The organism is Phycicoccus sp. (assembly GCF_035325325.1).
Classification (GTDB): domain Bacteria; phylum Actinomycetota; class Actinomycetes; order Actinomycetales; family Dermatophilaceae; genus Phycicoccus.
Genome location: NZ_DAOLAC010000005.1, coordinates 93,727 through 118,889, shown reverse-complemented (window position 1 = coordinate 118,889; position 25,163 = coordinate 93,727). Strand labels below are relative to the sequence as shown.

Sequence of the window (25,163 nt, the reverse complement as noted above, 5' to 3'; positions counted from 1 at the left end):
CGTGCCCGCCTAGGCTTCCGGCGTGCCGAGCCTCACGTCCGACCCGCCGGGACCGGCCAGGACCGGTCGGCCCGTCGCCGTGGCCGTCGTGGTGGGGGCGGTGACGACGGCCGTGCTGCTCTTGGGGAGTGTCGGGTCCCGGATCCGCCTGGTCCGTGACGACGTGACCGTGCCCGACCCTGCCCGGCCGCTGCACGGGTGGTTCCCATCGTCGGCAGCCGAGCTGCGGGCATGGCCGCTCGACGGCGTCACCTGGCTGCTCACCCGGGTCGCGCCCTCGGGGGTGGTGCAGTCGGGCGTCACCGTGCTGGCCGTCCTCGGGGCCGGCGTGGGGGTCGGCGTCCTGCTGCGTCGGCACGGCGCCGCGGCGGTGGTCGCCGGAACGGTCGCCGCGACCTGGAACCCCTACGTCGCCGAGCGGCTCCTCGTGGGCCAGCCCGCGGTGCTCCTCGGGTACGCGGCGATCCCGTGGGTCGTCCTCGTCGCCCGGAGCACCACGCGGCTCGGCCGTCGCCTGGTGCTCCTGGCGCTGGTGGCGGCTCCTGCCGCCGTCACGCCCTGGGGCGGCCTCGTCGTCCTCGGGGTCGCGCTCGCCGCCTCCGCCTCCCCGCCCGGACGGGCCTGGCGGGACGTCCTGCCGGTCGGACTCCTCGGCACGCTCTGGTGCGCACCATGGCTGGTGCCCGCGCTCGTCGCGGGCGGGGTCGGGGCCGACCCGGACGGCGCGGCGGCCTTCGCCCTCGCCGACGACACCGGCGGCGGCGCGTGGCTCTCGGCCGTGCTCGGCGGCGGGATCTGGGCGACGGGCGCCGTCCCGGGGTCCCGCGCGAGCGTGCTCGCCCTCGGCTGCTCGCTGGCGCTGCTGGCCGCGGCCGTCTGTGGTGTCGTCCTCGTCGCCCGGCGCGACGGCAGGCGCGGGGTCGTGGCCGTGCTGCTGCTCCTCGGGCCGGCGACGCTCCTGGCCGTCGCGTCCGGTCCGGCACTCACCCTCGTGACCCGGGCGCAGGCGATTGCGGGCGTCGCACTGTTCCGGGACCAGCACCGACTCCTGGCACCGGCGGTGGTGGCCACCGCCGTCCTCGTGGGGCTCGTGGCCGGCCGAGCGGCGTCGTGGGGCGCCCGCCCGGTCGGTACCGGCGTCGGGCTGGTCGTGGTGGCGCTCTCGGTCGGCACCGTCGCCGACCTGCCGACACTGCTCCGGGAGTCCTACCGACCCGTGTCCTTCCCCACGGACTGGCCGGAGGCCGTGGGCGCCGCCGGCGCGGGCGACGGAGCGGTCCTCTCCCTCCCGTGGCAGCCCTTGCGGCGCCCGGGGTGGCGCGGTCCCGGCCCGGCGTTCCTCGACCCGACGCCCCGAGCGGTCGGCACGCCCGTGCTCACCTCGGTCGTCCTCACGGTCTCGCGGGACGGTCGGGCCGTCGAGGTCGACGACGCGCCCACGGCCGACGGGACGGACTGGGCCCGCGGGGTCGTGTCGGACGAGTCCCTCCGGCGGCACGGGGTCACGCGGGTCGTCGAGTGGCTCGACACCCCGGGGGCGCTGCCGGTCCCGGGACCCGGGTGGGTGTTGCTCCACGGGGGGCCGGCCTTCCGTGTCTGGGACGTCAGCCGGGCTTCCCGAGCGTCGTGACGGACCCGGTCGGCGAGTCCGTGGTGGTCTTCCGGGGGACCCGCTACGATGCGCAGGATACTGATGAGTAGGAAGGCCCTCTTCGCATGAGCCAGACCCCCGCGATCGGCGCAGGCCGCGCCGGCATCGTCATGCTGCTCCTGAGCATCATCGTGGGGCTGGGGATCTCGTTCGCCGCCGCGGCGACGATCATCCAGGCGAACGGGCCGAAGGACTCCAACGCGGTGACGACCGGTCCCCAGGACGTGCTTCCCGCCGACCAGCTCCTGGGCTACGGCAGCTGAGACCCGAGGGCCGCGGCCGGGTCCACCGGTGACACGGTGTCCGTCCCACCGACGGGCACCGCCCCCGCGACCTGCGCCGCCAGCAGCCGCTCCCACGCCGAGACGGTGGCCGGCCAGGTGAAGTGCTCGGCGTGCAGCACCGCCTCGGCCCCGAGCGCCGCCCGTGCGTCCGGGTCCCGCAGCAGGGCCTCCACCGCGGCCACCATCTCGTCGAGGTCGTCGACGAGCCGGCCGGTGTGACCGTCGACGATGGACTCCGACAGGCCTCCGGCATCGCGGTAGGCGACGGTGGGGGTGCCGTGCGAGGCCGCCTCGACCACGCACAGCCCCCAGCCCTCCTTGACGCTCGGCGCGAGGGCCAGCCAGGCCGACGCCAGCTCCCGGTGCTTGGTGACCTCGTCGACGTGGCCGAGGAGGTCGACGCGGTCCGCGACGCCCAGGGCCTGCGCGCACGCCCGCACCTCGTCGGACCACCACCCGTCGCCGACGACCCGCAGCCGCAGGTCGGGGTGCCGGTCCGTGAGGCGGGCGAGCGCCTCGACGGCGTGCTCGACGCGCTTGTGCGGGACGACCCGGCCGAGGACCACGACGCGGGGGGACGGGTGCCGGGGGGTCCCCGTCGCGAGGGCCGGCTCGGTGCCGTTGTGGATCACCGTGACGCGCTCGGGCTCCACCCCGAGCTCGGCGAGCTCGGAGCGCGTCCGCTGCGACACGGCGACGTACTGCAGGCCGCGCAGGGCGACCGGTGCGAGCCGGGACTCGACGAGCCAGCCGATCCGGGACTGCACCGGACCGAAGACGATGGGCCACTGCTCGCGGTGGACGTGGTGGACGAGCACGACGACGGGCGCGCGGGTCGCCAGCCGGGCGAGGAAGGGGACCCCGTTCTGGGTGTCGACGACGACGTCGAAGGGACCCTCGGTGCGCTCGAGGCGGCGCAGGGCCCGCAGGCTGGCCGGGTACACCCCGAGGCGCCCGCCCTGACGGAGCACCCGGACCCCCTCGCGCAGCTCCTCGGTGCGGGCGTTCCCGTGGTGCGCACAGAGCATCGTCACGTCGTGCCCGCGGGCCGCCAGACCGGCGCAGACGGTCTCGGCGTACTTCTCGGCGCCCCCACCCTCGGGGTGTGTAGAGTCGCGCCAGTTCAAGAAGGCGATGCGCACGTGTGCCCTTCCAGGAGACCGGAGACGGATGGTACCCCACGCCCTCGCGCTTCCCGGTGCGCGTGATGGACGTGCGACGCTGGCTCGCTCGGTCGCCCTCTTCCGGGCCTTTCGCGTCGAGCAGACCGACCCCGACCACTTCTACGGCGCGCTCGCGGCCGACTCGGTGGCGATGATGCGTCGCTGGGTCGCCCTCAGGGGTGCGAGCGTCCTCGACGTCGGCGGCGGGCCGGGGTACTTCGCCGACGCCTTCGCGGCGGCCGGAGCCCGGTACGCCGGACTCGAGCCGGACGCCGGTGAGCTGACCGCTCGTGGGGGCGTCACGGGCAACACGGTCCGGGCCTCGGGGCTCGCGCTGCCGCTGGCCGACCGCTCGCTCGACGTCGCCTTCTCGAGCAACGTCCTCGAGCACGTGCCGGATCCGGTCGCGATGGCCGAGGAGATGCTTCGCGTCACCCGCCCGGGGGGTGTCGTCTTCCTCTCCTGGACGCCCTGGCTCTCGCCCTGGGGTGGGCACGAGACCTCGCCGTGGCACTACCTCGGCGGGCACCGGGCCGCCGACCGGTACGAGCGCCGCCACGGCCACCGGCCCAAGAACGACCTCGGCCGCACCCTCTTCGCCTGCCCGGTCGGGCCGATGGTCCGCTGGGCCCGCGGGGTCGCGGACGACGGCCGCGCCGAGCTGCTCGCCGTCCTCCCGCGCTACCACCCGTCGTGGGCGCAGTGGGTGATCCGGGTCCCCGGACTGCGGGAGGTCGTCAGCTGGAACGCCGTCATCGTCCTGCGGGCTCGGGCGGAGTGAAGCCCCAGCTCGGCGATCGCACGAGCCCCGACGACGTGGAGCTGCGCGCCGACCAGCAGACCCTGTGGCGGTTTCGCCTCGGGGCGGGGGTCCTGCTGCTGGCCGCCCTGTCGTTCAACCAGTCCGGGGGGCGCGTCGTCCCGGATACCAAGCTCGACCTGACCGCCGACCCCGGGCCCTTTCTCGCGCGCGCCCTGCACATGTGGGACCCCTCGGGCGCCTTCGGCCAGCTCCAGAACCAGGCGTACGGGTACCTGTTCCCGGTCGGCCCGCTGCACTGGGCCCTCGGCGTGGTGGGAACACCCGCGTGGATCGTCCAACGGCTCTGGTGGACCGTGGTGCTCGCGACGGCGTTCGTCGGGTTGTGGCGGCTCGCCGGCGCGCTGCGGCTGGGGACCCCCTGGAGCCGGTACGTCGCGGCGCTGCTGTTCGCCCTGTCACCACGGTTCGTCTCGGAGGTGGCCGTCACCTCGGTCGAGGTCTGGCCGATGGCGCTGGCCCCGTGGGTGCTCCTCCCGCTCGTGGACCCGACGCCGCGCAGCTGGCCCGCCCGGCTGGCACGGTCGGGGGCCGCGGTGGCGCTGCTCGGGGGCGTCAACGCGGTCGCCACGGGCGCGGCCCTCGTGCTGCCCACGGTGTGGTTCGTGACCCGCCGTCCCGCCGGACTCGCCCTCCGACGCCTCGCGCAGTGGTTGACGGTCGTCGTCGCCGTCAGCCTGTGGTGGCTCGTCCCCCTGCTGCTGCTCGGGCGCTACAGTCCACCGTTCCTCGACTGGATCGAGAACGCACCGGTCACCACGCGCTTCGCGAGCCCCTTCGAGTCGCTGCGGGGGACGACGACCTGGCTGTCCTACCTCAGCGGCTCCGGGGGCCCGGCCTGGCCGGCCGGGTGGCAGTACGTCACGGTCCCTGCCCTGGTCCTCGCCACCGCCCTCGTCGCCGTCGCAGGGCTGGTTGGCATCGCCCGGGTGCCGGAACGGCACCGTGCGTTCCTGGTCAGCGCCGTGCTCGTCGGTCTCGTCCTCGTCGGCCTCGGACACACCGGGCCTGCCGCGTCACCGCTCGCACCGTCGCTGCAGGCCCTGCTCGACGGTGCGCTGGCGCCTCTGCGCAACACCCACAAGTTCGAGCTCGTCCTGCGCGTCCCACTCGCCCTCGGCCTCGCAGTGGCTGGGGGGTCGATGAGCGCGGCGGTCCGGCGCACCGGACTTGCGCGCTGGCTCGCTCCCGTCGTCACCACCGCACTCGTCCTCATTGTCTGCGCGCCAGCCGTCGTCGGGGGCATGGCCAAGCCGGAGGGATATCGCGCAGTCCCGACGTACTGGCACCAGGCCGCGGACTGGCTCGATGAGCGGGCGGAGCCGGGCACGACACTCGTCGTCCCGGCGGCCGGCTTCGCTGACTTCGTCTGGGGCTCGACGAAGGACGATCCCCTGCAGGCGCTGGGCTCGGCGGCGTTCGCGGTCCGCGACGCGGTTCCGCTCGGCAGCGCCGGCGGCACCCGATGGCTCGACGACATCGAGAGCCGACTGAGGTCCGGCCGTCCGGGGGACACCCTGAATGCCGAACTGGCGTCGGCCGGAGTTCGGTTCGTCCTCGTCCGCAACGACATCCGCCCCGACGCAGCTGATCGCTCGAGCGGCACCCTGCTGCGCCTCCACCAGTCGCTCGCGGTGGCCGGCCTGCAGCGCGTCGCGTCCTTCGGCGCCCCGGTCGGGGTTCCCAAGGGGGTGCCGGAGTCGCCGGACACGACGACCGACCAGCGATCCCTCCTGCCTTATCCCGCAGTCGAGGTGTACGCCACCGGGACCGGCGCCGACGCGACGTTCGTCGACGGCGGTGGCGTCGCGGTCGTCCGGGGCGGCCCCGAGGACGCGGCGGACGTCGTGGCCGCCCTCGGTGGTGACCGGGTCGCCGTCCTCGCGAGGGATGCCGGTCCGCTGGGTGCCGTGCCGGAGGTCCTCACCGACGGCGACCTGGACCGCGAGGTGTTCTTCGGCCGGGCCGCCGACAACACCTCCGCCGTGCGCACGCCGGGGGAGGCGCGTCGGACGCCTGCTCGAGTCAGCAGCTACGTGGTCGACCCCCCGGCGCCGCTGACGGAGCGGGCGTGGACCGGTGACCTCGCCTCCATGTCGGTGTCGTCCGCAGCCTCGGACGCGAACGCCTCGCTCCGACTGGGGCCGGGTTACGGGGCGCAAGCCCTCGTCGACGGGGACCCCGCGACTGCGTGGGTCTCGGGTGATTTCGGTGCGTCGGTCGGGCAGTGGGCCCAGCTCACGATGCGCACCCCGGTTGACCCCGCAGGTCTCTCCGTCGGGCTCGAGGGTGCCGTACGCCTGGCCCAGCGCCCGACCCGCCTTCGGGTCGACACGGACCGGGGCTCGCGGACCACCGCCGTACCCCCCGGGGTGAGGACCGTCGTCTTGGCGACTGCCCCCGGGACGACGAAGCGGATCCGAGTGACGGTGCTCGGGACGGATGCGGGGCTCGGGGGTGCCGGCGTCGCCCTGACCGAGGTCACGGTGCCGGGCGTGCAGGTCGGGTCCGCGCTCGTCGTCCCTCCGGCGGTGGGGAGTCGTCCCACGGCGCTCGTGCTGCGCCGCGCCGCAGATGGTCGCTCGGCCTGCCCCCTGGTCGGGCCGCGTCCGCTGTGCCTCGCGGGCACCGGACGACAGCCGGAGACCGAGGGAGGCCTCCGCCGTGTCCTCGACCTCCGCGCTGCCGTGACCGGCGACGCGAGCGGCACCGTGACCCCGCGACCGGGCGCCGCGCTGGACCGTCTCCTCGACGGATTCCAGAGGGTCTCGGTGACGGCCTCCAGCCGGGCGGTCGCCGACCCAGCCGGCCGGCCCGGCGCCGCGGTCGACGGAGACCTCGGGACCGGGTGGGTGGCCGGTCGAGACGACCAAGAGCCCCGGCTCACCATCACCTATCCCTCGGCCGTGACCTCGGACGGCCTGCAGCTGCAACGAGACGCGAGCCTCGCCGGCTCGGCCGCGCGCGAGGTGGCAGTGACCTTCGACGGTCGCGGCACCCGCCAGCTGCGCGTTGACGACGAGGGCTTCGTCCGATGGCCGGCCACGACCTTCAGGGTCCTGGAGGTCCGCGTCGTCTCGACGACGCCCCTCCGATCGACCGACTCGGTGTCCGGTTTCGTCGACACCCTGCCGGTCGGCGTCTCCGAGCTCGTGGTCCAGGGGGCTCCGCCGCCCCGCGCAGTACCGGTCTCCATCCCCACGGGGGCGCCCTGCGGTTTCGGGCCCGACCTCGTCGTCGGGGCCACCTCGTACGCCACCCGTGTGACGGGGACGGTGGGCGACCTCCTCGGTGGCCGGCGCCTGCGGTGGAGCACGTGCGGCGCGGGGATGGTCACCGTTCCCGCTGGACGCTCCGACCTCGTCGTCGCCCCCTCGGCCGAGTTCGACCCGAGCGAGGTCGTGGTTGCTCCGGCGGTCCCCCGTCCGGATCGGGCCCCGCGCAGCGTCGTCCTCCACCGGAAGGATCCGGCGACGGTCCAGGCCAACCTGACCGCGCGCGACACGTGGGGGCTGTTCGTCATCCACCAGAACGACAACCGCGGCTGGACCGCAAGGGACGCCACAGGACGCACCCTGACGCCGGTACGGGTCGGTGGCTGGCAGCAGGGATGGCTGGTGCCACCAGGGGATGCGACGACCCTGACCGCCACCTTCGCTCCGGACGGGGCCTACCGCGCCGGCCTGCTCGGCGGCGGAGTCCTGGCGCTGGTGGTGCCGGTGGGCCTGGCGTGGCTCGGTCGCCGTGGCACGGAGCCTGTCCTCCCGTCACGGCGGCCCCGCGGCACCGGCTGGACCCTGGCGGTCGTCGGCCTCCTGTTCGTCCTGGCCGGAGGGTGGGGACTCGGGTCCGTCGGAGTCGCCGCGCTTGCCGCGCTCCTACTGCCGCGCAGCCGGGCGGCCGTCGTCGGGACGGTGGGGCTGCTCGCGGGGCTCGTCGCGGCATTGAACCCCTGGACACGGGGCCTGGCAGGTGTCGACGGCCTCGCGCCTCAGGCGCTCGCGTTGGTGGCGGTCGCGACCGTCGCCTGGGGGGAGACCCGGATCCGCCGCGTCCGGCGGCCGCGCCTCATCACGGGCCGCTCGAGGAGGTAGTGGCTCGCCGCAGCGACGACGAGGGTGAGGACCACCGTGGGCACCCACAACCGGAGGAAGCCACCCGAGAAGATCCTGTAGTCCATGGCCTGTTCGAGCAGGCCGAGGACGATCAGGTGGTAGCAGAACACGCCGTAGGAGACGTCGCCCAACCATCGTGCGACCCGTCCGCCGAGCGGACGCACCAGGGGAGGCACCGACTCGGCCGTCGCCGTCGCAGGGAGGACGACGAGGAGCGCGAAGACGGCATAGAGCAGGCTCTTCGAACCCGCCTCGAACGGCGTCGGAGGAGCCAGCGAGTACGGACCGGCGACCGGCGAGGCGAGGACGAGGAAGAGGGTCGCGGCGAGCGCCCAGGCGGTGGACGGGCTGCCGGCCAGCAGGTCGAGGCGGCCACCCCGCAGGAGCCCGGCCTCCCGTGCAGCCTGCCAGAGAGCCAGTGCCATCCCAACGCCGAACCAGCCGACGAACCCCGGCAACCAGACGGCCATGAGCGGATGACCCGCGGTGGACGAGAACGCCATCCAGGCCGCGCCCGCTAGGGGTGTGGCGAGCAGGACGAGCAGCCTGGCCCCGACGGCGCGCGGCGTCGGCCGCCCCCGGGTGACGACGTAGGCGGCAAGAGGCAGGAGTACATAGAAGGCGCCCTCGGTCGCGAGGCTCCACATCTGCGTCAGGCCCTGGGCCTCGTTGCCCCCCGTGTAGATCTGGGTGAGCGTGGCCGTCCGCAGGTAGGCGGCCAGCGGCACGTCCCGCTGCTCGAGGAGGAGTGCCGAGCCGAGCACGGCGAGCCACAGGGCCGGCAGGATGCGCAGGGCTCGGTGCCTGAGATAGGTCATGAGCCGGGGGCCCGGCGCGCCCTCCAGCCATGCGACGACGTGCGGCCGAAAGAGCAGGAAGCCGGACAGGACGAAGAAGATGGCGACGCCGGAGTCCATCCGAGACAGCAGCCCGCGGAACTCGGTGTTGAGCGAGGCCCCGCTGTGGAAGCCCACGTGCGTCGTGACGACGAACAGGGCACCGACCGCGCGCAACCCGTCGAAGGCCGGGAAGCGGCGTCGGGACCGTACGGGCCGCGTCGTGCTCACTTACCGACCGGATTCCCGACCTGGACGTCGCCGACACAGACGTTCACCCGGGGATCCATCCCCTGGAGCTCGACCTGCGGCCCCGACCCGACGAGGGGGAGATATACCTCGCCGAGCCCCTCGCGGAGGTGCACAGTGCCGGTGCCCGTCCCGAGCCGCACCGTGGCGGTGGTGTCCCCGTCGGCGAGGTAACCGATCCGGACGGCCCATCCCCAGGCGAAGACGTCGCTCCCCAGCGGGACAGTCACCGTGCCGTTGCGGGCCACCCAGCCGCAAGCTCCGGGGAGGGGAGCGGGCGAGGCGGCACCGTCGACCTTCATCGGGACGAAGTGTCCGGACGCGTCGAGGATGTACGGCTTGGTCAGCTCGGGGCGGGGGGTGAGGTTGCGGCGGTTGGCGGAAGTGATCTGAGGTTCGATGAAGCGGCTGACGAGGTTGTACTCCTGAAAGATGGGGCCCACGATGTCGACAGGCAAGGCGGTGTCGTACAGCTGCGCGTCCCGGGGGAGTGTCCGCATCGACGCCGCCGTCGACTCGACGAACGGCCGGTAGGGGTTCGCCGAGCTGATGGAGGCATAGGCGTTCATGGAGTACAGCGACAGCGCGAGGACCGCGACGAGGGACAGGGCGCCGACGCGGCGGGCCGAGCGGCGCAGTTCGAGCAGGGGGCGGGGTACGGGGTACCACGCGTCGGGCTCGCCACGCAGGGGCGAGAGGGCGGCCCCCAGCGCGACGGCGAGCGGGACGGCCGCGTCGCCGAGGTAGCGCGTTTCGAGCGCCATGATCGCCCCCCCGAGAGCCACACGGCCCGCCGCTAGGGCGGCGAGGCCGAAGACGACGTAGGTGCCGAGCGCCGCCCAATGACGAGCCATCCGTCGCCGGAGCGCAACCGTGACTGTGATGACCAGGGCCGCCACCACGAGGGCGACCCAGTCGAACAGGCGCGGTGAGTCGACGATCGCCCCGCCGTAGCCGACGGGGGCCCAACTCCACGGGCCGCCGAAGGAAGAGGGCACGAAGGTGCGGAAGACGCTGAGATAGGTGAAGTCCCACACCTGCCCGGCCGTGGGCACGTAGAGCGATTCCGCGCCCTCGTCCCGCGCCAGCGAGACGGCGTAGGCCACGAGGTAGGCCCCGGTGAGGACGGCGTACAGGACCCAGACCGTAGGGCGACTCCGGACCACGCGACGCACCCCGGAGAGCGATACCCGGGAGCGGGGCAACACCGCGAATGTCAGGACGACGAGGTAGGGCAGGACGACGAGCGTCTTCTCGAAGGAGAGGAGCCCCAGCGCGAGGAACAGCACGGCCACGACGGCGTCGCGGACCCGACCCGTCCGCAGATAGCGCACGTGCCATTTCGTGGTGCCGGCAACCGATGCCATGAGCGGCACCCAGAGGATCGCGGCCGAGAGCCACGTCGTGGCGGGAAGGGTCAGGGGCGTGAAGCAGAACAGCCCGTACGGCACGAGGACGGTCCACCGGCGACCGAACAGCTCGACGAGGAGGGACCAGACGAGGAGGAAGACGACGAGGAGGCCGGCGAGCATGACGGCGACGGCGGCACCCCAGTTCCACGGGGCTACATGGGCGAGCACCCACATGACCGCGAAGCCGACGGGCTCGAAGTGGCCGGTGTGGACCCGTCCGAGATAGTCCCACCCGAACGGCGACTCGACCGCGCGGGAGGACAGCATGAAGTCGTCGGTGATGAAGAAGCTGTCCCGCAGGACGTTGAACCGCACCGCCAGGGCGATGACCGTGACGAGGACGAACACCGTGCGCAGGGGATCCCTGAGGAGCCACTGACGGTCCGCGCGCTCGCGCGACCGGAGGGGGTCGGGCTCGGCCCACGGCTCGTCGAAGTGGTCATCGGTGGGAGTGGCTGGGCTGGTCACGAACACCTTCGGACGTCGAGGGGGCGAAGCGGCTGCAGCCTACCCTCGGCGGGGTGCGGACACGCTGCGCTACTCACTGGTAGGGTCCAGCCACCATTCATGCAAAGGAGCGTGACCATGCGTCGGGTTCTGGGGTTCGTCCTCATCGGCCTGGGGGCCCTGTTCCTGGGGCTCGGCATTCTCGCCAAGCCGTACCTCTACAAGGGTCTGGCCACGGTCCCGCTCAACCAGGACTCGACGTCCGTCTCGGAGGGGCGGGGGATGTCGGTGCTGTACGCCCACGTCGCCGACGGAGCGCCGGCCGTCGACAAGCTGACGGACGTCGACGTCAAGAGCACGCGCGAGATCCGGGGCATCCCCGGTCGGGTCCCCGCCGACAAGCGCGACAAGAACGTCTTCTGGCAGACGACCGTTCGCTCGCAGGCGATGGTCGACGGCGCGCCCGTCGACCTCAGCTACAGCGATGCCGGGGTGTCCCTCGACCGCGTCAGCGCCGAGGCGTCGAACTGCTGCGGCGACTACCGCTCGGTCGGCGACCTCACCGACCCCACGAAGACCGAGAACGCCACCTACGAGGGCCTGTACTTCAAGTTCCCGTTCGACGTCCAGCAGCGTGACTACCAGTGGTACGACACGACGTTGAAGCGTGCCGAGCCCATCAAGTTCGTCAAGCAGGACTCGATCGACGGCACGCCGGTCTACGTCTTCGAGCAGAAGCTCGGGCCCGAGGCGGTCCAGACCATCGACGCCCCGGCGAGCCTGTTCAGTGACGGCGCCTCGGGCGACGTCACGGCGACCGAGATGTACTCGAACACCCGCACCCTGTGGGTCGAGCCGGTCACCGGTGTCCTCATCGACGGCAGGGAGCAGATCAACGACGTCTACCAGGCGGAGGGCTACGACCCGGTGGCCAAGACCGTCGGCACGATCGGCTTCAACGAGCAGACCGTCTCGGCGAACGCCAAGGACTGGGGCGCGAAGGCCAAGCTCCTGTCCTTCATCGACCACTGGGTCCTGCTCGTCGGCGTGGTCATCGGGATCCTCCTGCTCGCCCTCGGTGGGTTCCTCGTGCTGGCGGGGTCCCCGGCCCGACCGGCGGCCGGGCCGCGGGCCGACACGAGGGTGCGCGCGCGGGCCTGACCCCGCAGCGGACGACCGGCGCTCAGGCCGGCTTCTCGGTGACGAGGATCGCCGTCCCGGGCAGCAGCCGGCCGCGCAGCGGCGACCAGCCGCCCCACTCCTCGGTGTTCCGCTCGGGCCACTCCGGCTCGACGAGGTCGAGCAGCACGAGACCGGCGGCGACGACCTGGCGGACCAGGTCGCCGAGGGTGCGGTGGTGCTCGACGTACGTCGCGACCCCGGCCTCGGTCTCGACGTAGGGCGTGCGGTCGAAGTACGACTGCGACACGGTGAGCCCGGCCGGCCCGGGCACGTCCGGGAACGCCCAGCGCACCGGGTGCGAGGTGGAGAAGACGAACCGGCCCCCCGGACGCAGCACGCGGGCCGCCTCGCGCAGGACCGCGCCGCTGTCGGCCACGAACGGCACGACGCCGTAGGCGGTGAAGACCCGGTCGACCGAGGCGTCGGCCAGGGGGAGCGCCGTGCCGTCGCACTGCAGCAACGGCAACGCCGCACCGCCGGCCGAGGCGTCGAGGCGGCGGGCGGTGCGGAGCATCCCCGCGGAGAGGTCGCTCGCGACGACCCGCACGTCGTGGGCGCCGGCCAGCCAGCGCGAGCACTGCGCGCCGCCGGCGCCGATCTCGAGCACGGTCATCCCGTCGCGCACGCCGAGGAGGTCGAGCTCGGCCTCGGTCCAGCCCTCCGGCCCCCAGACGAAGCCGGCCTCGCCGAGGAAGGCGCCGTGCTCGGCGTGGTAGTCGTCCGCCTCGCCGTCCCACCACGAGCGGTTGGCCGAGCGGGTCTCCGCGTCGTCGGCCCCGCGCCGGCCGACCCCCGCCGTCACCGCCGGACCCCCGGCCCGGGCGTTTTGCCCGGCACCCGCCGACCCGAGTAGGCTGAGCGAGCACTCGTGTGCCCGTCGTGGGTCACGCGTGCGCGCGAACCATCCCACCGAGTCCATCTGTCCACATCGGAGTTCCTACTACATGACTGCCAGCACGGTCGACACGACCGCCCCTCAGGTTGCCATCAACGACATCGGCACCGAGGAAGACCTCCTCGCCGCGATCGACGCGACGATCAAGCACTTCAACGACGGCGACATCGTCGAGGGTCGCATCGTCAAGGTGGACCGCGACGAGGTCCTCCTCGACATCGGCTACAAGACCGAGGGCGTCATCCCCTCGCGCGAGCTGTCCATCAAGCACGACGTCGACCCCAACGAGGTCGTCGCCGTGGGCGACGAGGTCGAGGCCCTGGTCCTCCAGAAGGAGGACAAGGAGGGTCGGCTGATCCTGTCCAAGAAGCGCGCCCAGTACGAGCGCGCCTGGGGCACGATCGAGAAGATCAAGGAGGAGGACGGCGTCGTCACCGGCACCGTCATCGAGGTCGTCAAGGGCGGCCTCATCCTCGACATCGGCCTGCGCGGCTTCCTCCCGGCCTCCCTCGTGGAGATGCGCCGCGTCCGCGACCTCCAGCCGTACGTCGGCAAGGAGATCGAGGCCAAGATCATCGAGCTCGACAAGAACCGCAACAACGTGGTCCTGTCGCGCCGTGCCTGGCTCGAGCAGACCCAGTCCGAGGTCCGCACGACCTTCCTCAAGGAGCTCGGCAAGGGCCAGGTCCGCACGGGTGTCGTGTCCTCGATCGTCAACTTCGGTGCGTTCGTCGACCTCGGCGGGGTCGACGGCCTCGTCCACGTCTCCGAGCTGTCCTGGAAGCACATCGACCACCCGTCCGAGGTCGTCGAGGTCGGCGACGAGGTCACCGTCGAGGTGCTCGACGTCGACATGGACCGCGAGCGTGTCTCCCTGTCGCTCAAGGCGACCCAGGAGGACCCGTGGCAGCACTTCGCCCGGACCCACGCGATCGGCCAGGTCGTCCCGGGCAAGGTCACCAAGCTCGTCCCGTTCGGTGCGTTCGTCCGCGTCGACGACGGCATCGAGGGCCTGGTCCACATCTCCGAGCTCGCCGAGCGCCACGTCGAGCTGCCCGAGCAGGTCGTGCAGGTCGGCCAGGAGATCTTCGTCAAGGTCATCGACATCGACCTCGAGCGTCGCCGCATCTCGCTGAGCCTCAAGCAGGCCAACGAGGACGGCGCCAACCAGGTCGAGTTCGACCCGACCCTCTACGGCATGGCCGCGGAGTACGACGAGAACGGCAACTACAAGTACCCCCAGGGCTTCGACCCGGAGACCCAGGAGTGGCTCGAGGGCTTCGAGACCCAGCGCGAGGCCTGGGAGAAGCAGTACGCCGAGGCGCACGCGCGCTGGGAGGCGCACCGCGCCCAGGTCGAGGCCGCGGTCAAGGCCGACGCCGAGGCCGCGGGCGAGTCCGCCGCCACGTCGTACTCCTCGGAGAGCGCCGACGAGAGCCCGTCGGCCCGCCCGGCCGCTCCGGCGTCCGAGGGCACGCTGGCCTCCGACGAGGCCCTCGCCGCGCTCCGCGAGAAGCTCACCGGCAACTGAGCCACCGCGCCGCCCGGCGCACCGGCTCGCCACGAGGGGCCCGGACCACCACGGTCCGGGCCCCTCGTGCGTGCCCACGACCTGCGGGTGTGCCCAGTTCCCGGTGTTCCACCGCGCGACGGAACTCGTTCACACGCAAGCCCCCACGGGGTAACCGCCGCCGTTAGGGTCGGCGGCGTGCAGTCGACGTCGACCCCCGAGCCCGACGTCGCAGTGGGGGGGAGGTCCGGTCCGCCGGAGCCGGTGGGCCCCCCGCCGCGGCGGTCCTCCGGTCGTGCGTGGGAGTGGACCCTCGCGGGCCTGCTCCTCGCCCCGAACCTCGTCCTCCTCGCAGTGTTCACCTACCGGCCGCTCCTGGACAACATCCGGCTGTCCTTCACGGACTGGAACATCTCGGCCCCGATCGCCAACCCGGTGGGCTTCGCGAACTACGTCGAGTGGTTCGGCCGCGACGACACCCGCACGGTCCTGTTCAACACGCTGGTCTTCACGGTCGCGACGGTCGGCATCTCGATGGGCCTCGGCCTCGCCCTGGCGATGCTGCTCGACCAGCGGCTGCGCGGCCGCAACCTCGTGCGCTCGGCCGTCTTCGCGCCGTTCGTCATCTCGGGTGCCGCGGTCGGGGTCGCGTTCCAGTTCGTCTTCGACCCCAGCTTCGGCCTCGTGCGCGACCTCCTGGCCCGGATCGGGGTCGAGTCCCCGGACTTCTACCAGCGCTCGGGCTGGGCGCTGTTCATGGTGACCTTCACCTACATCTGGAAGAACCTCGGCTACACCTTCGTCATCTACCTCGCGGCCCTGCAGGGCCGGCGCGCCGACCTCGACGAGGCGGCCGAGATCGACGGCGCCTCGCCGTGGACGCACTTCCACAGGGTGCTCCTCCCGCAGCTGCGCCCGACGACGTTCTTCCTCTCGATCACCGTGCTGCTCAGCTCGGTCCAGGTCTTCGACATCATCAACGTGATGACCCGGGGCGGGCCGGTCGGCAACGGCACGATGACCCTCGTCTACCAGGTGTACCGCGAGACCTTCGTCAACCAGCGGGCCGGCTACGGAGCCACCGTGGCGACGGTCATGTTCCTCATCCTCCTCGTCGTGACCATCGTCCAGGTCCGCGTCATGGACCGGGGGCAGCGCTCGTGAGCGGGTTGGCGCACGGGGCCGAGGCCGCCTCGCACCGGTCGCGGGGGATGACCGTCGCCGGCTACGTGGCGATGGTCCTCGTCCTGCTCGTCGTCGCCGTGCCGTTGTTCTGGATCGTCATCACCTCGCTCAAGGAGCGCCAGGACATCTACGTCCGTCCGGCGCAGTGGTTCCCCCAGCCGGGCACGACCGCGAACTACCACGACGTGACGACGCGCATCCCGTTCCTCGACTACTTCCGCAACTCGCTGGTCATCACCCTCGTGCTCTCGGCGTCGAAGATCGTCCTCGGGGTGATCAGCGCCTACGCCCTCTCGCTGCTGCGCTTCCCGGGGCGGGGTCTCGTCTTCCTCGTCGTCATCGCGGCGCTCATGGTGCCGAACCAGATCACGGTGATCAGCAACTACGCCCTCGTCGCGCAGCTCGGCTGGCGCAACACCTTCCAGGGCATCATCGTCCCGCTCGCCGGGGTCGCCTTCGGCACCTTCCTCATGCGCAACCAGTTCCTCAGCCTGCCGGGCGAGATCATCGAGGCCGCCCGGCTCGACGGCGCCGGCCCGCTCAAGCTGCTCTGGCGGGTGGTCCTCCCGATGTCGTGGCCCACCCTCGTCGCCTTCTCGCTCATCACCGTGGTCAACGAGTGGAACGAGTACCTCTGGCCGTTCCTCATGTCCGACGACGAGCGCACGGCGCCACTGCCGGTCGGCCTGACCCTGCTGCAGAACAACGACGGCGTGACGAACTGGGGGCCGGTGATGGCCGGCACGGTCCTCGCGATGCTCCCGGTCCTCGTCCTCTTCCTCGTCCTCCAGCGCCAGATGATCAAGGGCCTCACCGCCGGGGCCGTCAAGAGCTGACCCGCACCGACCACCCACACCACCGACCCCGGGCACAGCGCCCGGTCCACCAGGGAGGGCACCACCGATGAACAACCTCACCCGCCGCGGCTTCCTCGGCCTCGCCGGAGCCGCCGGCGTCACCGGGCTCAGCGCCTGCGCCGGCACCGGCACGAGCGCGACGTCCGACAAGGGCGGCTCGAGCAACACCATCGAGTTCTGGAGCAACCACCCCGGCAACAGCAAGCCGGTCGAGCAGCAGATCATCCAGGCCTTCCAGAAGGAGAACCCGGACCTCACCGTCAAGCTGGTCGACGCCGGCAAGAACTACGAGGAGGTGGCGCAGAAGCTCAACGCGGCCCTCGTCGGCGGCCAGCTGCCCGACCTCGTCGTCGTCTCCGACGTCACCTGGTTCAACTTCGCCCTCAACAAGCAGCTCGCCCCCATGGACGACCTGCTCTCGAGCGCGAAGGTCGACACCTCCGACTACGTCGACGCCCTCTTCAACGACTACAAGTACGCCGACGGGCACTTCGCCCTGCCGTACGCCCGGTCGACCCCGCTCTTCTACTACAACAAGGAGCTGTGGTCGAAGGCCGGTCTCGAGGACCGCGGCCCCAAGGACTGGGACGAGTTCAAGCAGTGGTCGGACGCCCTCAAGGGGGCCGTCGGCTCGGGCAAGCACGCGATGGAGCTGGCGGACGGCTCGAACTACCTCGACTGGTACTTCCAGAACATGGTCTGGGACTTCGGCGGCGCGTACTCCAAGGAGTGGACCCCGACCTTCTCCGACCCGAACACCGTCAAGGCCGGCCAGTACCTCCAGGACCTCGCGAAGAGCGGCGTCGTCAAGTTCAACGCGACCCCCGAGGCCGACTTCTCCGCGGGGCTCGCCGGCTGCATCCTGCAGTCCACCGGCTCGCTCGGCGGCATCTCCAAGGACGCGAAGTTCGAGGTCGGCACCGCCTTCCTGCCGGGCACCGACAACTGCCCGACCGGTGGCGCCGGCGTCGGCATCCCGGCCAAGATCTCCGACGAGCGCAAGGCCAACGCGGTGAAGTTCGCCGAGTTCCTCACGAACGCGAAGAACACGGTCACCTTCACCCAGGCGACGGGGTACATGCCGGTGCGCAAGTCGGCCGTCGACACCGCCGAGGAGAAGGCGTACCTCGAGAAGAACCCGAACGCCAAGACGGCGATCGACCAGCTGCCGCACACCCGCTCCCAGGACAACGCCCGCGTCCTCCTGCCCGGCGGCGGCGCCCGCATCGGCAAGGCGCTCGACCAGGTCGCCCAGGGCCAGGACGTCACGAGCGTCTTCGCCGGCCTCGACAAGGAGAGCCAGCAGGTGTTCGACAACCAGATCAAGTCCAAGCTCTGAGGAGAGCCACCCGATGGCAACGGTCTACTTCGACGCGGCGACCCGCCGGTACACCAAGGACGGCCCGCCGGCGGTCGACGCCGTCACCCTCGACATCGACGACGGCGAGTTCCTCGTCCTCGTCGGCCCGTCGGGGTGCGGCAAGTCGACGACCCTGCGGATGCTCGCCGGGCTCGAGCCGGTCGACGACGGGCGCATCCTCGTCGACGGGCACGACCAGAAGGGCGTGCGCCCGAGGGACCGTGACATCGCGATGGTCTTCCAGAGCTACGCGCTCTACCCGAACATGACGGCCGCGCAGAACATGGCCTTCGCCCTCGACAACTCCGGGGTGCCGAAGGCGGAGACGCGCTCGCGGGTCGAGGAGGCCGCTCGCATCCTCGAGCTCGGCGACCTCCTCGACCGCAAGCCGGGGCAGCTCTCCGGCGGCCAGCGCCAGCGGGTGGCGATGGGGCGGGCGATCGTCCGCCAGCCCAAGGTGTTCTGCATGGACGAGCCGCTCTCCAACCTCGACGCCAAGCTGCGCGTCTCGACCCGCAGCCAGATCGCCGGGCTGCAGCGGCGGCTCGGGGTGACCACGGTCTACGTCACCCACGACCAGGTCGAGGCGATGACGATGGGCCACCGGGTCGCCGTGCTGCGCGACGGCCGGCTCCAGCAGGTGGCGAGCCCGGAGGAGCTCTACGACCGCCCGGTCAACACCTTCGTCGCCGCGTTCATCGGGTCGCCGGCCATCACCCTCGTCGAGGCACCGGTCCGCGAGGGGCGTGCCGACGTCCACGGGGTCCCCGTCGCCCTCGACCGGGAGGTGGCCGCCGGTGCGGGCGACCGGGTCGTCGTCGGGCTGCGGCCGGAGTCGTGGCGGCTCGTCGGCGCCGACGAGCCCGACGCGCTGGAGCTGACCGTCGAGCTCGTCGAGGCGCTCGGGTCGGAGTCGTTCGTCTACGGCCGCCGCCCGGGCGCGGGGGAGGGCGACGACGAGCGGGTCACCATCAAGACCGAGAAGCGGGCCGGCGTGGAGGTCGGCGAGACCGTGCGTGTCCGTCCGGTCGACGGCGAGGCGCACGTCTTCGACGCCGCCTCGGGGGAGCGGCTCGCCGGCTGAGCGAGTCGCCCCGGGTCGCACCCGGCCGGCGGCTGACAGGGGAGGGGAGCCGCCGACCGGGTGCGGGTCAGTGCAGCCGGACCCGGGGGTCGAGGACGGCGTAGACGGCGTCGACCGCGATGTTCGCGACGACGACCGCGGTCGAGGCGAAGAGGACGATGCCGATGATCACCGGCAGGTCCTGCTGGTTGATGGCGTCGACCGCGGTCTTGCCCAGGCCCGGCAGGCTGAACACCTGCTCGGTGACGATCGCGCCGCCGAGCAGCCCGGCGACGTCGATGCCGAACTGGGTGACGACCGGGGTCAGGGCGCTGCGCAGGGCGTGCCGGACGACGACCCGTCGCTCGCTGACGCCCTTCGAGCGCGCGGTGCGGACGTAGTCCTCGCCGAGGACGTCGAGCATCGAGCCGCGGGTCAGCCGGGTGTAGGTCGCGGCCTGGACGAGCGCGAGCGTGAACCACGGCAGGAGCAGGTGCTGCAGCCACGTCCCCAGGCCACCGGCGAGGGGCGAGTAGCCGCCGGCCGGCAGCACCGCGAGCCCGTGGAGGGTCAGCTGGTAGTAGAGGAAGTACAGGAGGACGAGGCCGAGGAGGAAGCTCGGCATCGAGTAGAAGAAGAGCGAGAAGACGGTGAGCGAGCGGTCGGTCACCGAGCGGGGTCGCACGGCCGAGAGCACGCCGTTGGTCACGCCGAGCCCGACCCAGATGACCGCCGCGCCGAGCACGAGCGAGGCGGTGACCGGCAGCGCCGCGCCCATGATCGTGGTCACTGGTACCTGGTGGTAGTAGTCGTACCCCAGGTCGCCGTGCAGGGCCCGCCACACGAAGTCGAGGTACTGCTTCCAGATCGGCTGGTCGAGCCCGAGCCGGTGCGAGATGAGCGCGATCGTCTCGGGGGACGCCTGGCGCCCCGCGAGGGTGCGCGCGACGTCGTTCGGCGCGATGTAGAAGAGGGCGAAGACGGCCATCGTGATGAGCCACAGGACGACGACGCCCTGGAGGACCCGGCGGAGGAGGAACCTGACCACGGTGTCCTCCTCAGTGCCCGATGAGGCGGTCGCTGCGCGGGTCGAAGGCGTCGCGCACCCCGTCCCCGAACAGGTTGAAGGCGAGGGTCGTCACGAGGAGGGCGAGCCCGGGGAAGAAGACGAACCACCAGGAGGTCGTGTAGTAGTTCGTCGCCTCGTTGATCATCCCGCCCCAGTCCGGCGTCGGGGGGGCGAGGCCGAGCCCGAGGAAGGAGAGGGAGGCCTCGGTGAGGATGACGATCGGCACGAGCAGCGAGGTGTAGACGATGACCGGCGCGAGCACGTTGGGCAGCACGTCGACGAACATGATCCGCCGGTCGCTCGCGCCGAGTGAACGTGCCGCCTCGACGAACTCGCGCTCGCGCAGCGAGATCACCTGGCCGCGGACGATGCGCGCGACCGCCGCCCAGCTGAAGAAGCCGATGACGACGATGGTCACCGTGAGGCTCGGCCCGGTGATCGACACGAGGGCGAGGGCGACGAGGAGGAACGGCATCGACAGGACGATGTCGACGAGCCGGGCGAGGACGGTGTCGACGACGCCGCCGACGAACCCGGCGACGATGCCGACGACGACCCCGATGGCGACGGTGAGGGCGGTGGCGACGACGCCGACGAGCAGCGACACCCGCGCGCCGTACGCGATCCGGACGAGCACGTCGCGGCCGAGGTCGTCGGTGCCGAACCAGAACTCGCCGTTCGGGGCGACCGGCAGGCCCTGCGGCGACAGGCCGGTCTCGCGGAACTGCTCGTTCGGCGGGTGCCCGGTCACGGCGGCGACCACGGGGGCGAACACCGCGACGAGGACGACGAGGACGATGACGCCGAGCGAGGCCATCGCGACCCGGTCGCGACGCAGCCGCTGCCAGGCGAGGGCCCACGGCGAGCGGCCCTCGATGCGGCGGCCGGTGCCCGGCGGGGACGACGTCGGCTCGACGTCGTCGGGGACGGTACGGGGGTCCTGGTCGATGGTCATGCCGACAGCTCCTCCTCGGTCGCGGTGATCTCGCTGTCCCCGACGGCGGGCCGGTCCGCGGCGAGGTCGTCGCCGTCGCCGAGCGGGTGCAGGCAGGCGGTGCGGTGCTCGGGCCGGTCGCCGAGCACGGGCTCGACCGGCGGGACGGTGCTCGCGCAGTCCTCGCGGGCTCGTGGGCACCGGGTGTGGAACCGGCAGCCGGCCGGCGGGTTGGTCGGCGTCGGCAGGTCGCCGGCGAGGACGATGCGGCGCCGGCTGTCCGAGACGTCCGGGTCGGCGACCGGCAGGGCCGAGAGCAGCGCCCGGGTGTAGGGGTGGCGGGGCTGGGTGAACAGCTCGGCCGACGGCGCCACCTCGACGACCTTGCCGAGGTACATCACCGCGATCCGGTCGCTGACGTGGCGCACGACGGACAGGTCGTGCGAGATGAAGACGTAGGTCAGCCCGAACTCGTCCTGGAGGTCCAGGAGGAGGTTGAGCACCTGCGCCTGGATCGAGACGTCGAGGGCGGAGACGGGCTCGTCGCAGATCATCAGCCGGGGTCGCAGCGCGAGGGCCCGGGCGACACCGATCCGCTGCCGCTGGCCGCCGGAGAACTCCGCCGGGAAGCGGTTGTAGTGCTCGGGGTTGAGGCCGACCCGCTCCATCAGCTCCTGGACCGAGCGCTTCCGCTCGGCCGGGGTGCCGACGTCGTGGATGACGAACGGGTCCCCGATGATCGAGCCGACCCGGCGCCGCGGGTTGAGCGACCCGTAGGGGTCCTGGAAGACCATCTGCACGTCCCGCCGGACACCGCGCATCCGGGCCCGGGAGTGGTGGGTGATGTCCTCGCCGGCGAAGACGATCCGTCCGTCGTCGACGTCGTGCAGCCGGGTGATGCACCGGGCGAGGGTCGACTTGCCGCAGCCGGTCTCACCGACGAGGCCGAGGGTCTCGCCGGGCATCACCTCGAGCGAGACGTCGTCGACGGCGTGGACGCGGTCGGTCCGGCGGCGGAACAGGCCCGCGCTGGTCACCGGGAAGGTCTTGGTCAGGTGCTCGAGGGAGAGCAGGGGCTCGGTCACGGTGCCTCCTGGAGCTCGCGGGCCGCCGGAGCGGGCACCTCGCCGGTCGTGGTACCACGCGACGGGGGCAGCCAGCACGCCGAGAGGTGGTCGGGTGACCCGCCGACGGGCCGCAGCGGCGGCTGGTCGTGGCAGTCGGCGAAGGCGTGCGGGCAGCGGGGCCGGAACGGGCACCCCTGCGGCGGGTCGAGGAGCGACGGCGGCGCGCCGGGTACCGGGACGAGCCGGCTGCCCGGCTCGCCCCGCGAGGGCAGCGAGCGGAGCAGTCCCTCGGAGTAGGGGTGGTGCGGGTGGTAGAAGAGCTCGCGGCGCGGCGCGACCTCCATCGCCCGCCCCGCGTACATGACGACGACCTCGTCGGCCATCTCGGCGACGACGCCCAGGTCGTGGGTGATGAGGACGATGGCCGTGCCGAACCGGTCCTGGAGCTGCTGCATCACCTCGAGGACCTGCGCCTGGACGGTGACGTCGAGCGCGGTCGTCGGCTCGTCGGCGATGAGCAGGTCCGGGTCGAGCGCCACGGCCATCGCGATCATCACCCGCTGGCGCATCCCGCCGGAGAACTGGTGCGGGTAGTCGTCGACCCGCCGCCGGGCCCGCGGGATGCCGACGAGCGAGAGCAGCTCGGCCGCCCGCTCCCGGGCCATGGCCCGGGTGACGGTGCGGTCGTGCGCCCGGATCATCTCCGCCACCTGCCAGCCGACCGTGTAGTACGGGTGGAGGCTGGAGAGGGGGTCCTGGAAGATCATCCCGATCCGGGCGCCGCGCACGGCACGCAGGGTCTCCTCGGAGGCGCCGAGCAGCTCGGTGCCGTCGAAGACCGCCGAGCCGGTGACACGGGCGCCGCGGGTCAGGCCGGTGATGGTCTGGGTCGCGACCGACTTGCCGGAGCCGGACTCGCCGACGACGGCGAGGGTGGAGCCGCGCTCGACGTCGAAGGACAGCCCCCGGACGGCGTGGACCACGCCGTCCGGGGTGTCGAACTCGACGTGCAGGTCGCGGACCTCGAGTAGGGCCATCTCACTGCTCCTCGTGTCTGTCCCGCGGTCCGTCAGCCGCCCTGCATCCCCGGCGCCAGCCAGACGTTGGTCGGGTCGAAGTTCTGGAAGGCCGGGATGTAGACCGCCCCGTGCACCTGCGCCGCGTGGTAGTTCGGGGTGCGCGGCTCGGTGATCGGGAAGAAGGCCGCGTCCTGCATCACGAGGTGGTCGGCCTGGGCCCACAGCGGCGCGGCGTCCTGCGGGGTGGCCGCCTCGGAGGCCTTCGCGACGAGGGCGTCGACGGCGGGGTTCTCGTAGAAGCCGAAGTTGCTGCCGGCCGGCGGGTAGGCGGCCTTGCCGTTGAAGAGCGGGCCGAAGTAGGACAGGGCGGCGTTGCCGTACCAGTCCGGGCCCCACCCGGAGATCGCGACGTCCCAGACGCCGCGCTGGGCGACCGTCGGCACCTGGAGGTACTTCGTGTAGAAGTCCGCGTTCGGCGAGGCGACCCCGACGACCGTGACACCGGCCTTGCCGAGGTCCTGCTGGAGGGTCTGGAAGGTCTTCGTCGCCCCCTCGGAGGCGTTGCGGTAGAGCACCTTGACGGTCAGCCCGTTCGGGTAGCCGGCGGCGGCGAGCATCTGCTTGGCCTTCGCCGCGTCGAACGGGTAGTCGTCGAAGGAGTTCTCGCCGCCGACGATGCTCGAGGGCAGGACGTGGGTCAGCGGGCTGTTGAGCAGGTCGCCGCCGAGGACCTGGACGATGTTCGCCCGGTTGATCGCCGTCGAGAGGGCCCGGCGCACCTCGACCTTGCCGAGGGCCCCGCCGTTGTTCGGGGACTTCGTGTTGTAGACGAGGTAGGGGTTGCTCGACGCCGTGTCGCCGATGTGCAGGTTCGGGTCCTTCTTCGCCACGAGCGCCGGCACCCGGGAGGCCGGGGTGAGGTTGTCGAACTGCATGTCGGCACTCGGCGTGCCCGTCTCGAGCTGCTGCTGCGTCGAGTCCTGGCTCACCGTCTCGTTGACGAGGATCTTGTCGACGTAGGCCTTGCGGACCGGGTCGCTGGCGGCCTTCCACGCGGGGTTGCGCTCGAAGGTGATGCTCTTGGTCGGCGTGTACGCGGTGATGCGGTACGGCCCGTCGGAGATGGTGTGCTGCGCCAGCTCCGCGCTGGCGGGGACGTACGCGTCCCACTCGGCCGGCGCCGCGCTGAACGCCGGCAGCGTCAGCATGTCGACGAGGTAGCTCGCCGGCTTGGTGAGGTGCATGACGACGGTGCTGGGATCGGGGGCCTGGAGGCCCTCGACGTCGTGGCCGTTGAGGTAGTCCGCGATGGCCGAGGCGGTCGGCGCCACCTTGGCGAAGCCGTCGCAGAAGGCGCTGAACCCGACGATGAGGCTCTCGTAGTCAGGCAGCCCGCCGAACGGCTGCGCCGGGTTGCACGTGCGCTTGACGCCCCGGACGAAGTCCTCGGCGGTCACCGCGCGGGCCGGCGTCGTGTCCCACATGACGCCCTGCCGCAGCGTGAACGTGTACGTCTTCCCACCGTCGCTGATGCCCTTGCCCTCGGTGGGGATCGACTCGGCGAGGTCGGGCACCGCCGTCGTCGCCTTGCCCTCGACGGCGGGGTAGGTGAACAGCTGCCGGCTCCACATCCGCAGCGCGGTGTAGCCGTTCGAGTAGTAGCTGATGTTCGGGTCCATGTAGTCGACGTCGCCGCTGCCGAGGAGGTTGAGGGTCCCCCCGCTGACCGGCTGGCCCTCCGCGGTGGAGCCTCCCGCGCTCGGTCCCGAGGTGCTGCAGCCGGCGGCGGCGAGGCCGGCGACGCAGAGGACGGCGAGGGTGGCGAGACGGGACGGTCGTGGTCTCATGGCATCTCCCTGACGAGTGGGTGCCGGGCGTGCCGGCGGTGCGTGGGTCGCACGTGGCGGCACCGTAGGATCGGCGGTGCACCCCCGGGGAGGGGCACGGGCGGAACGACACGCGACCGACACGGTTCCGTCACAGAGGGAAACGGTCGTGTGACGGAACGGTGTCGGGCGGGTCTCGGTCGTGACATGCCCGGCGCA

The 25,163-nt window shown here is 72.2% G+C and carries 19 protein-coding genes; 10 read left to right on the top strand and 9 right to left on the bottom strand.

Annotation, left to right across the window (positions count from 1 at the left end; genetic code table 11):
• The first annotated feature begins 22 nt into the window (after positions 1–22).
• Both PKA89_RS05660 and PKA89_RS05655 read left to right on the top strand, forming a co-directional pair.
• A complete protein-coding gene (locus PKA89_RS05660) occupies positions 23–1,630 on the top strand; it encodes a hypothetical protein (protein WP_324417432.1) in 1,608 nt (535 codons plus the stop codon).
• A gap of 86 nt (positions 1,631–1,716) precedes the next feature.
• Positions 1,717–1,914, top strand: a complete 198-nt coding sequence (locus tag PKA89_RS05655; RefSeq protein ID WP_324417430.1) for a hypothetical protein — start codon at positions 1,717–1,719, stop codon at positions 1,912–1,914.
• On the opposite strand, the gene PKA89_RS05650 is transcribed toward PKA89_RS05655, so the two are convergent.
• Positions 1,902–3,077 (bottom strand): glycosyltransferase family 4 protein, encoded by a 1,176-nt coding sequence (locus tag PKA89_RS05650; RefSeq protein WP_324417428.1) that lies wholly within the window; start codon positions 3,075–3,077, stop codon positions 1,902–1,904. The two genes, PKA89_RS05655 and PKA89_RS05650, sit on opposite strands and share 13 nt — an antisense overlap.
• A gap of 28 nt (positions 3,078–3,105) precedes the next feature.
• Here PKA89_RS05650 and PKA89_RS05645 point away from each other — a divergent pair, with 28 nt between their 5' ends.
• The gene (locus PKA89_RS05645; RefSeq protein ID WP_324417426.1) at positions 3,106–3,879 is read left to right on the top strand and encodes a class I SAM-dependent methyltransferase; all 774 of its coding nucleotides are present in this window, start codon (positions 3,106–3,108) and stop codon (positions 3,877–3,879) included.
• Positions 3,876–8,012, top strand: a complete 4,137-nt coding sequence (locus PKA89_RS05640; RefSeq protein ID WP_324417424.1) for an alpha-(1->3)-arabinofuranosyltransferase family protein — start codon at positions 3,876–3,878, stop codon at positions 8,010–8,012. The genes PKA89_RS05645 and PKA89_RS05640 overlap by 4 nt, the downstream gene beginning before the upstream one ends.
• Here PKA89_RS05640 and PKA89_RS05635 read toward each other — a convergent pair.
• Both PKA89_RS05635 and PKA89_RS05630 read right to left on the bottom strand, forming a co-directional pair.
• On the bottom strand, positions 7,910–9,100 hold the full coding sequence (locus PKA89_RS05635) for an acyltransferase (RefSeq protein WP_324417422.1): 1,191 nt from the start codon (positions 9,098–9,100) through the stop codon (positions 7,910–7,912). The genes PKA89_RS05640 and PKA89_RS05635 overlap by 103 nt on opposite strands.
• Entirely contained in the window at positions 9,097–10,998 is a 1,902-nt protein-coding gene (locus PKA89_RS05630; RefSeq protein ID WP_324417421.1) for a hypothetical protein, read from the bottom strand. Before PKA89_RS05630 ends, PKA89_RS05635 begins: the two co-directional genes overlap by 4 nt.
• A gap of 117 nt (positions 10,999–11,115) precedes the next feature.
• Between PKA89_RS05630 and PKA89_RS05625 the strand changes: the two genes are divergently transcribed.
• The gene (locus tag PKA89_RS05625) at positions 11,116–12,138 is read left to right on the top strand and encodes a DUF3068 domain-containing protein (protein WP_324417420.1); all 1,023 of its coding nucleotides are present in this window, start codon (positions 11,116–11,118) and stop codon (positions 12,136–12,138) included.
• Positions 12,139–12,160: 22 nt separating this feature from the next.
• Here PKA89_RS05625 and PKA89_RS05620 read toward each other — a convergent pair whose 3' ends face one another.
• Positions 12,161–12,961, bottom strand: coding sequence for a methyltransferase domain-containing protein (locus PKA89_RS05620; RefSeq protein WP_324417419.1), 801 nt, complete (start codon positions 12,959–12,961; stop codon positions 12,161–12,163).
• A gap of 142 nt (positions 12,962–13,103) precedes the next feature.
• Here PKA89_RS05620 and rpsA point away from each other — a divergent pair, with 142 nt between their 5' ends.
• From rpsA to PKA89_RS05595, 5 genes are all read left to right on the top strand, one after another.
• Positions 13,104–14,585 (top strand): 30S ribosomal protein S1, encoded by a 1,482-nt coding sequence (rpsA, locus tag PKA89_RS05615; protein WP_324417417.1) that lies wholly within the window; start codon positions 13,104–13,106, stop codon positions 14,583–14,585.
• 177 nt (positions 14,586–14,762) lie between these two features.
• The gene (locus PKA89_RS05610; RefSeq protein ID WP_324417415.1) at positions 14,763–15,728 is read left to right on the top strand and encodes a sugar ABC transporter permease; all 966 of its coding nucleotides are present in this window, start codon (positions 14,763–14,765) and stop codon (positions 15,726–15,728) included.
• Positions 15,725–16,585, top strand: a complete 861-nt coding sequence (locus tag PKA89_RS05605; protein WP_324417413.1) for a carbohydrate ABC transporter permease — start codon at positions 15,725–15,727, stop codon at positions 16,583–16,585. Before PKA89_RS05610 ends, PKA89_RS05605 begins: the two co-directional genes overlap by 4 nt.
• A gap of 67 nt (positions 16,586–16,652) precedes the next feature.
• Entirely contained in the window at positions 16,653–17,945 is a 1,293-nt protein-coding gene (locus PKA89_RS05600; protein WP_324417412.1) for an ABC transporter substrate-binding protein, read from the top strand.
• Between the two features lie 13 nt (positions 17,946–17,958).
• Positions 17,959–19,050 carry an ATP-binding cassette domain-containing protein gene (locus tag PKA89_RS05595; protein ID WP_324417410.1) on the top strand — a complete coding sequence of 364 codons (1,092 nt, stop codon included), beginning with the start codon at positions 17,959–17,961 and terminating at the stop codon, positions 19,048–19,050.
• Between the two features lie 67 nt (positions 19,051–19,117).
• Here PKA89_RS05595 and PKA89_RS05590 read toward each other — a convergent pair whose 3' ends face one another.
• Genes PKA89_RS05590 through PKA89_RS05570 form a run of 5 tightly spaced genes read right to left on the bottom strand, consistent with a single transcriptional unit; the run spans position 19,118 to position 24,965 of the window.
• Positions 19,118–20,077, bottom strand: coding sequence for an ABC transporter permease (locus PKA89_RS05590; protein WP_324417408.1), 960 nt, complete (start codon positions 20,075–20,077; stop codon positions 19,118–19,120).
• 10 nt (positions 20,078–20,087) lie between these two features.
• Positions 20,088–21,053, bottom strand: coding sequence for an ABC transporter permease (locus PKA89_RS05585; RefSeq protein WP_324417406.1), 966 nt, complete (start codon positions 21,051–21,053; stop codon positions 20,088–20,090).
• Positions 21,050–22,117 carry a dipeptide ABC transporter ATP-binding protein gene (locus PKA89_RS05580; protein ID WP_324417405.1) on the bottom strand — a complete coding sequence of 356 codons (1,068 nt, stop codon included), beginning with the start codon at positions 22,115–22,117 and terminating at the stop codon, positions 21,050–21,052. The genes PKA89_RS05585 and PKA89_RS05580 overlap by 4 nt, the downstream gene beginning before the upstream one ends.
• Positions 22,114–23,136 (bottom strand): ABC transporter ATP-binding protein, encoded by a 1,023-nt coding sequence (locus PKA89_RS05575; RefSeq protein ID WP_324417403.1) that lies wholly within the window; start codon positions 23,134–23,136, stop codon positions 22,114–22,116. The genes PKA89_RS05580 and PKA89_RS05575 overlap by 4 nt, the downstream gene beginning before the upstream one ends.
• 32 nt (positions 23,137–23,168) lie before the next feature.
• On the bottom strand, positions 23,169–24,965 hold the full coding sequence (locus PKA89_RS05570; protein WP_324417401.1) for an ABC transporter substrate-binding protein: 1,797 nt from the start codon (positions 24,963–24,965) through the stop codon (positions 23,169–23,171).
• Positions 24,966–25,163: the final 198 nt, after the last annotated feature.

Coding starts and splice junctions, on each gene's coding strand:
- PKA89_RS05595 (WP_324417410.1), top strand. CDS start 17,959: ATGGCAACGGTCTACTTCGACGCGGCGACCCGCCGGTACACCAAGGAC.
- PKA89_RS05645 (WP_324417426.1), top strand. CDS start 3,106: ATGGTACCCCACGCCCTCGCGCTTCCCGGTGCGCGTGATGGACGTGCG.
- PKA89_RS05585 (WP_324417406.1), bottom strand. CDS start 21,053: ATGACCATCGACCAGGACCCCCGTACCGTCCCCGACGACGTCGAGCCG.
- PKA89_RS05655 (WP_324417430.1), top strand. CDS start 1,717: ATGAGCCAGACCCCCGCGATCGGCGCAGGCCGCGCCGGCATCGTCATG.
- PKA89_RS05575 (WP_324417403.1), bottom strand. CDS start 23,136: ATGGCCCTACTCGAGGTCCGCGACCTGCACGTCGAGTTCGACACCCCG.
- rpsA (WP_324417417.1), top strand. CDS start 13,104: ATGACTGCCAGCACGGTCGACACGACCGCCCCTCAGGTTGCCATCAAC.
- PKA89_RS05570 (WP_324417401.1), bottom strand. CDS start 24,965: ATGAGACCACGACCGTCCCGTCTCGCCACCCTCGCCGTCCTCTGCGTC.
- PKA89_RS05625 (WP_324417420.1), top strand. CDS start 11,116: ATGCGTCGGGTTCTGGGGTTCGTCCTCATCGGCCTGGGGGCCCTGTTC.
- PKA89_RS05600 (WP_324417412.1), top strand. CDS start 16,653: ATGAACAACCTCACCCGCCGCGGCTTCCTCGGCCTCGCCGGAGCCGCC.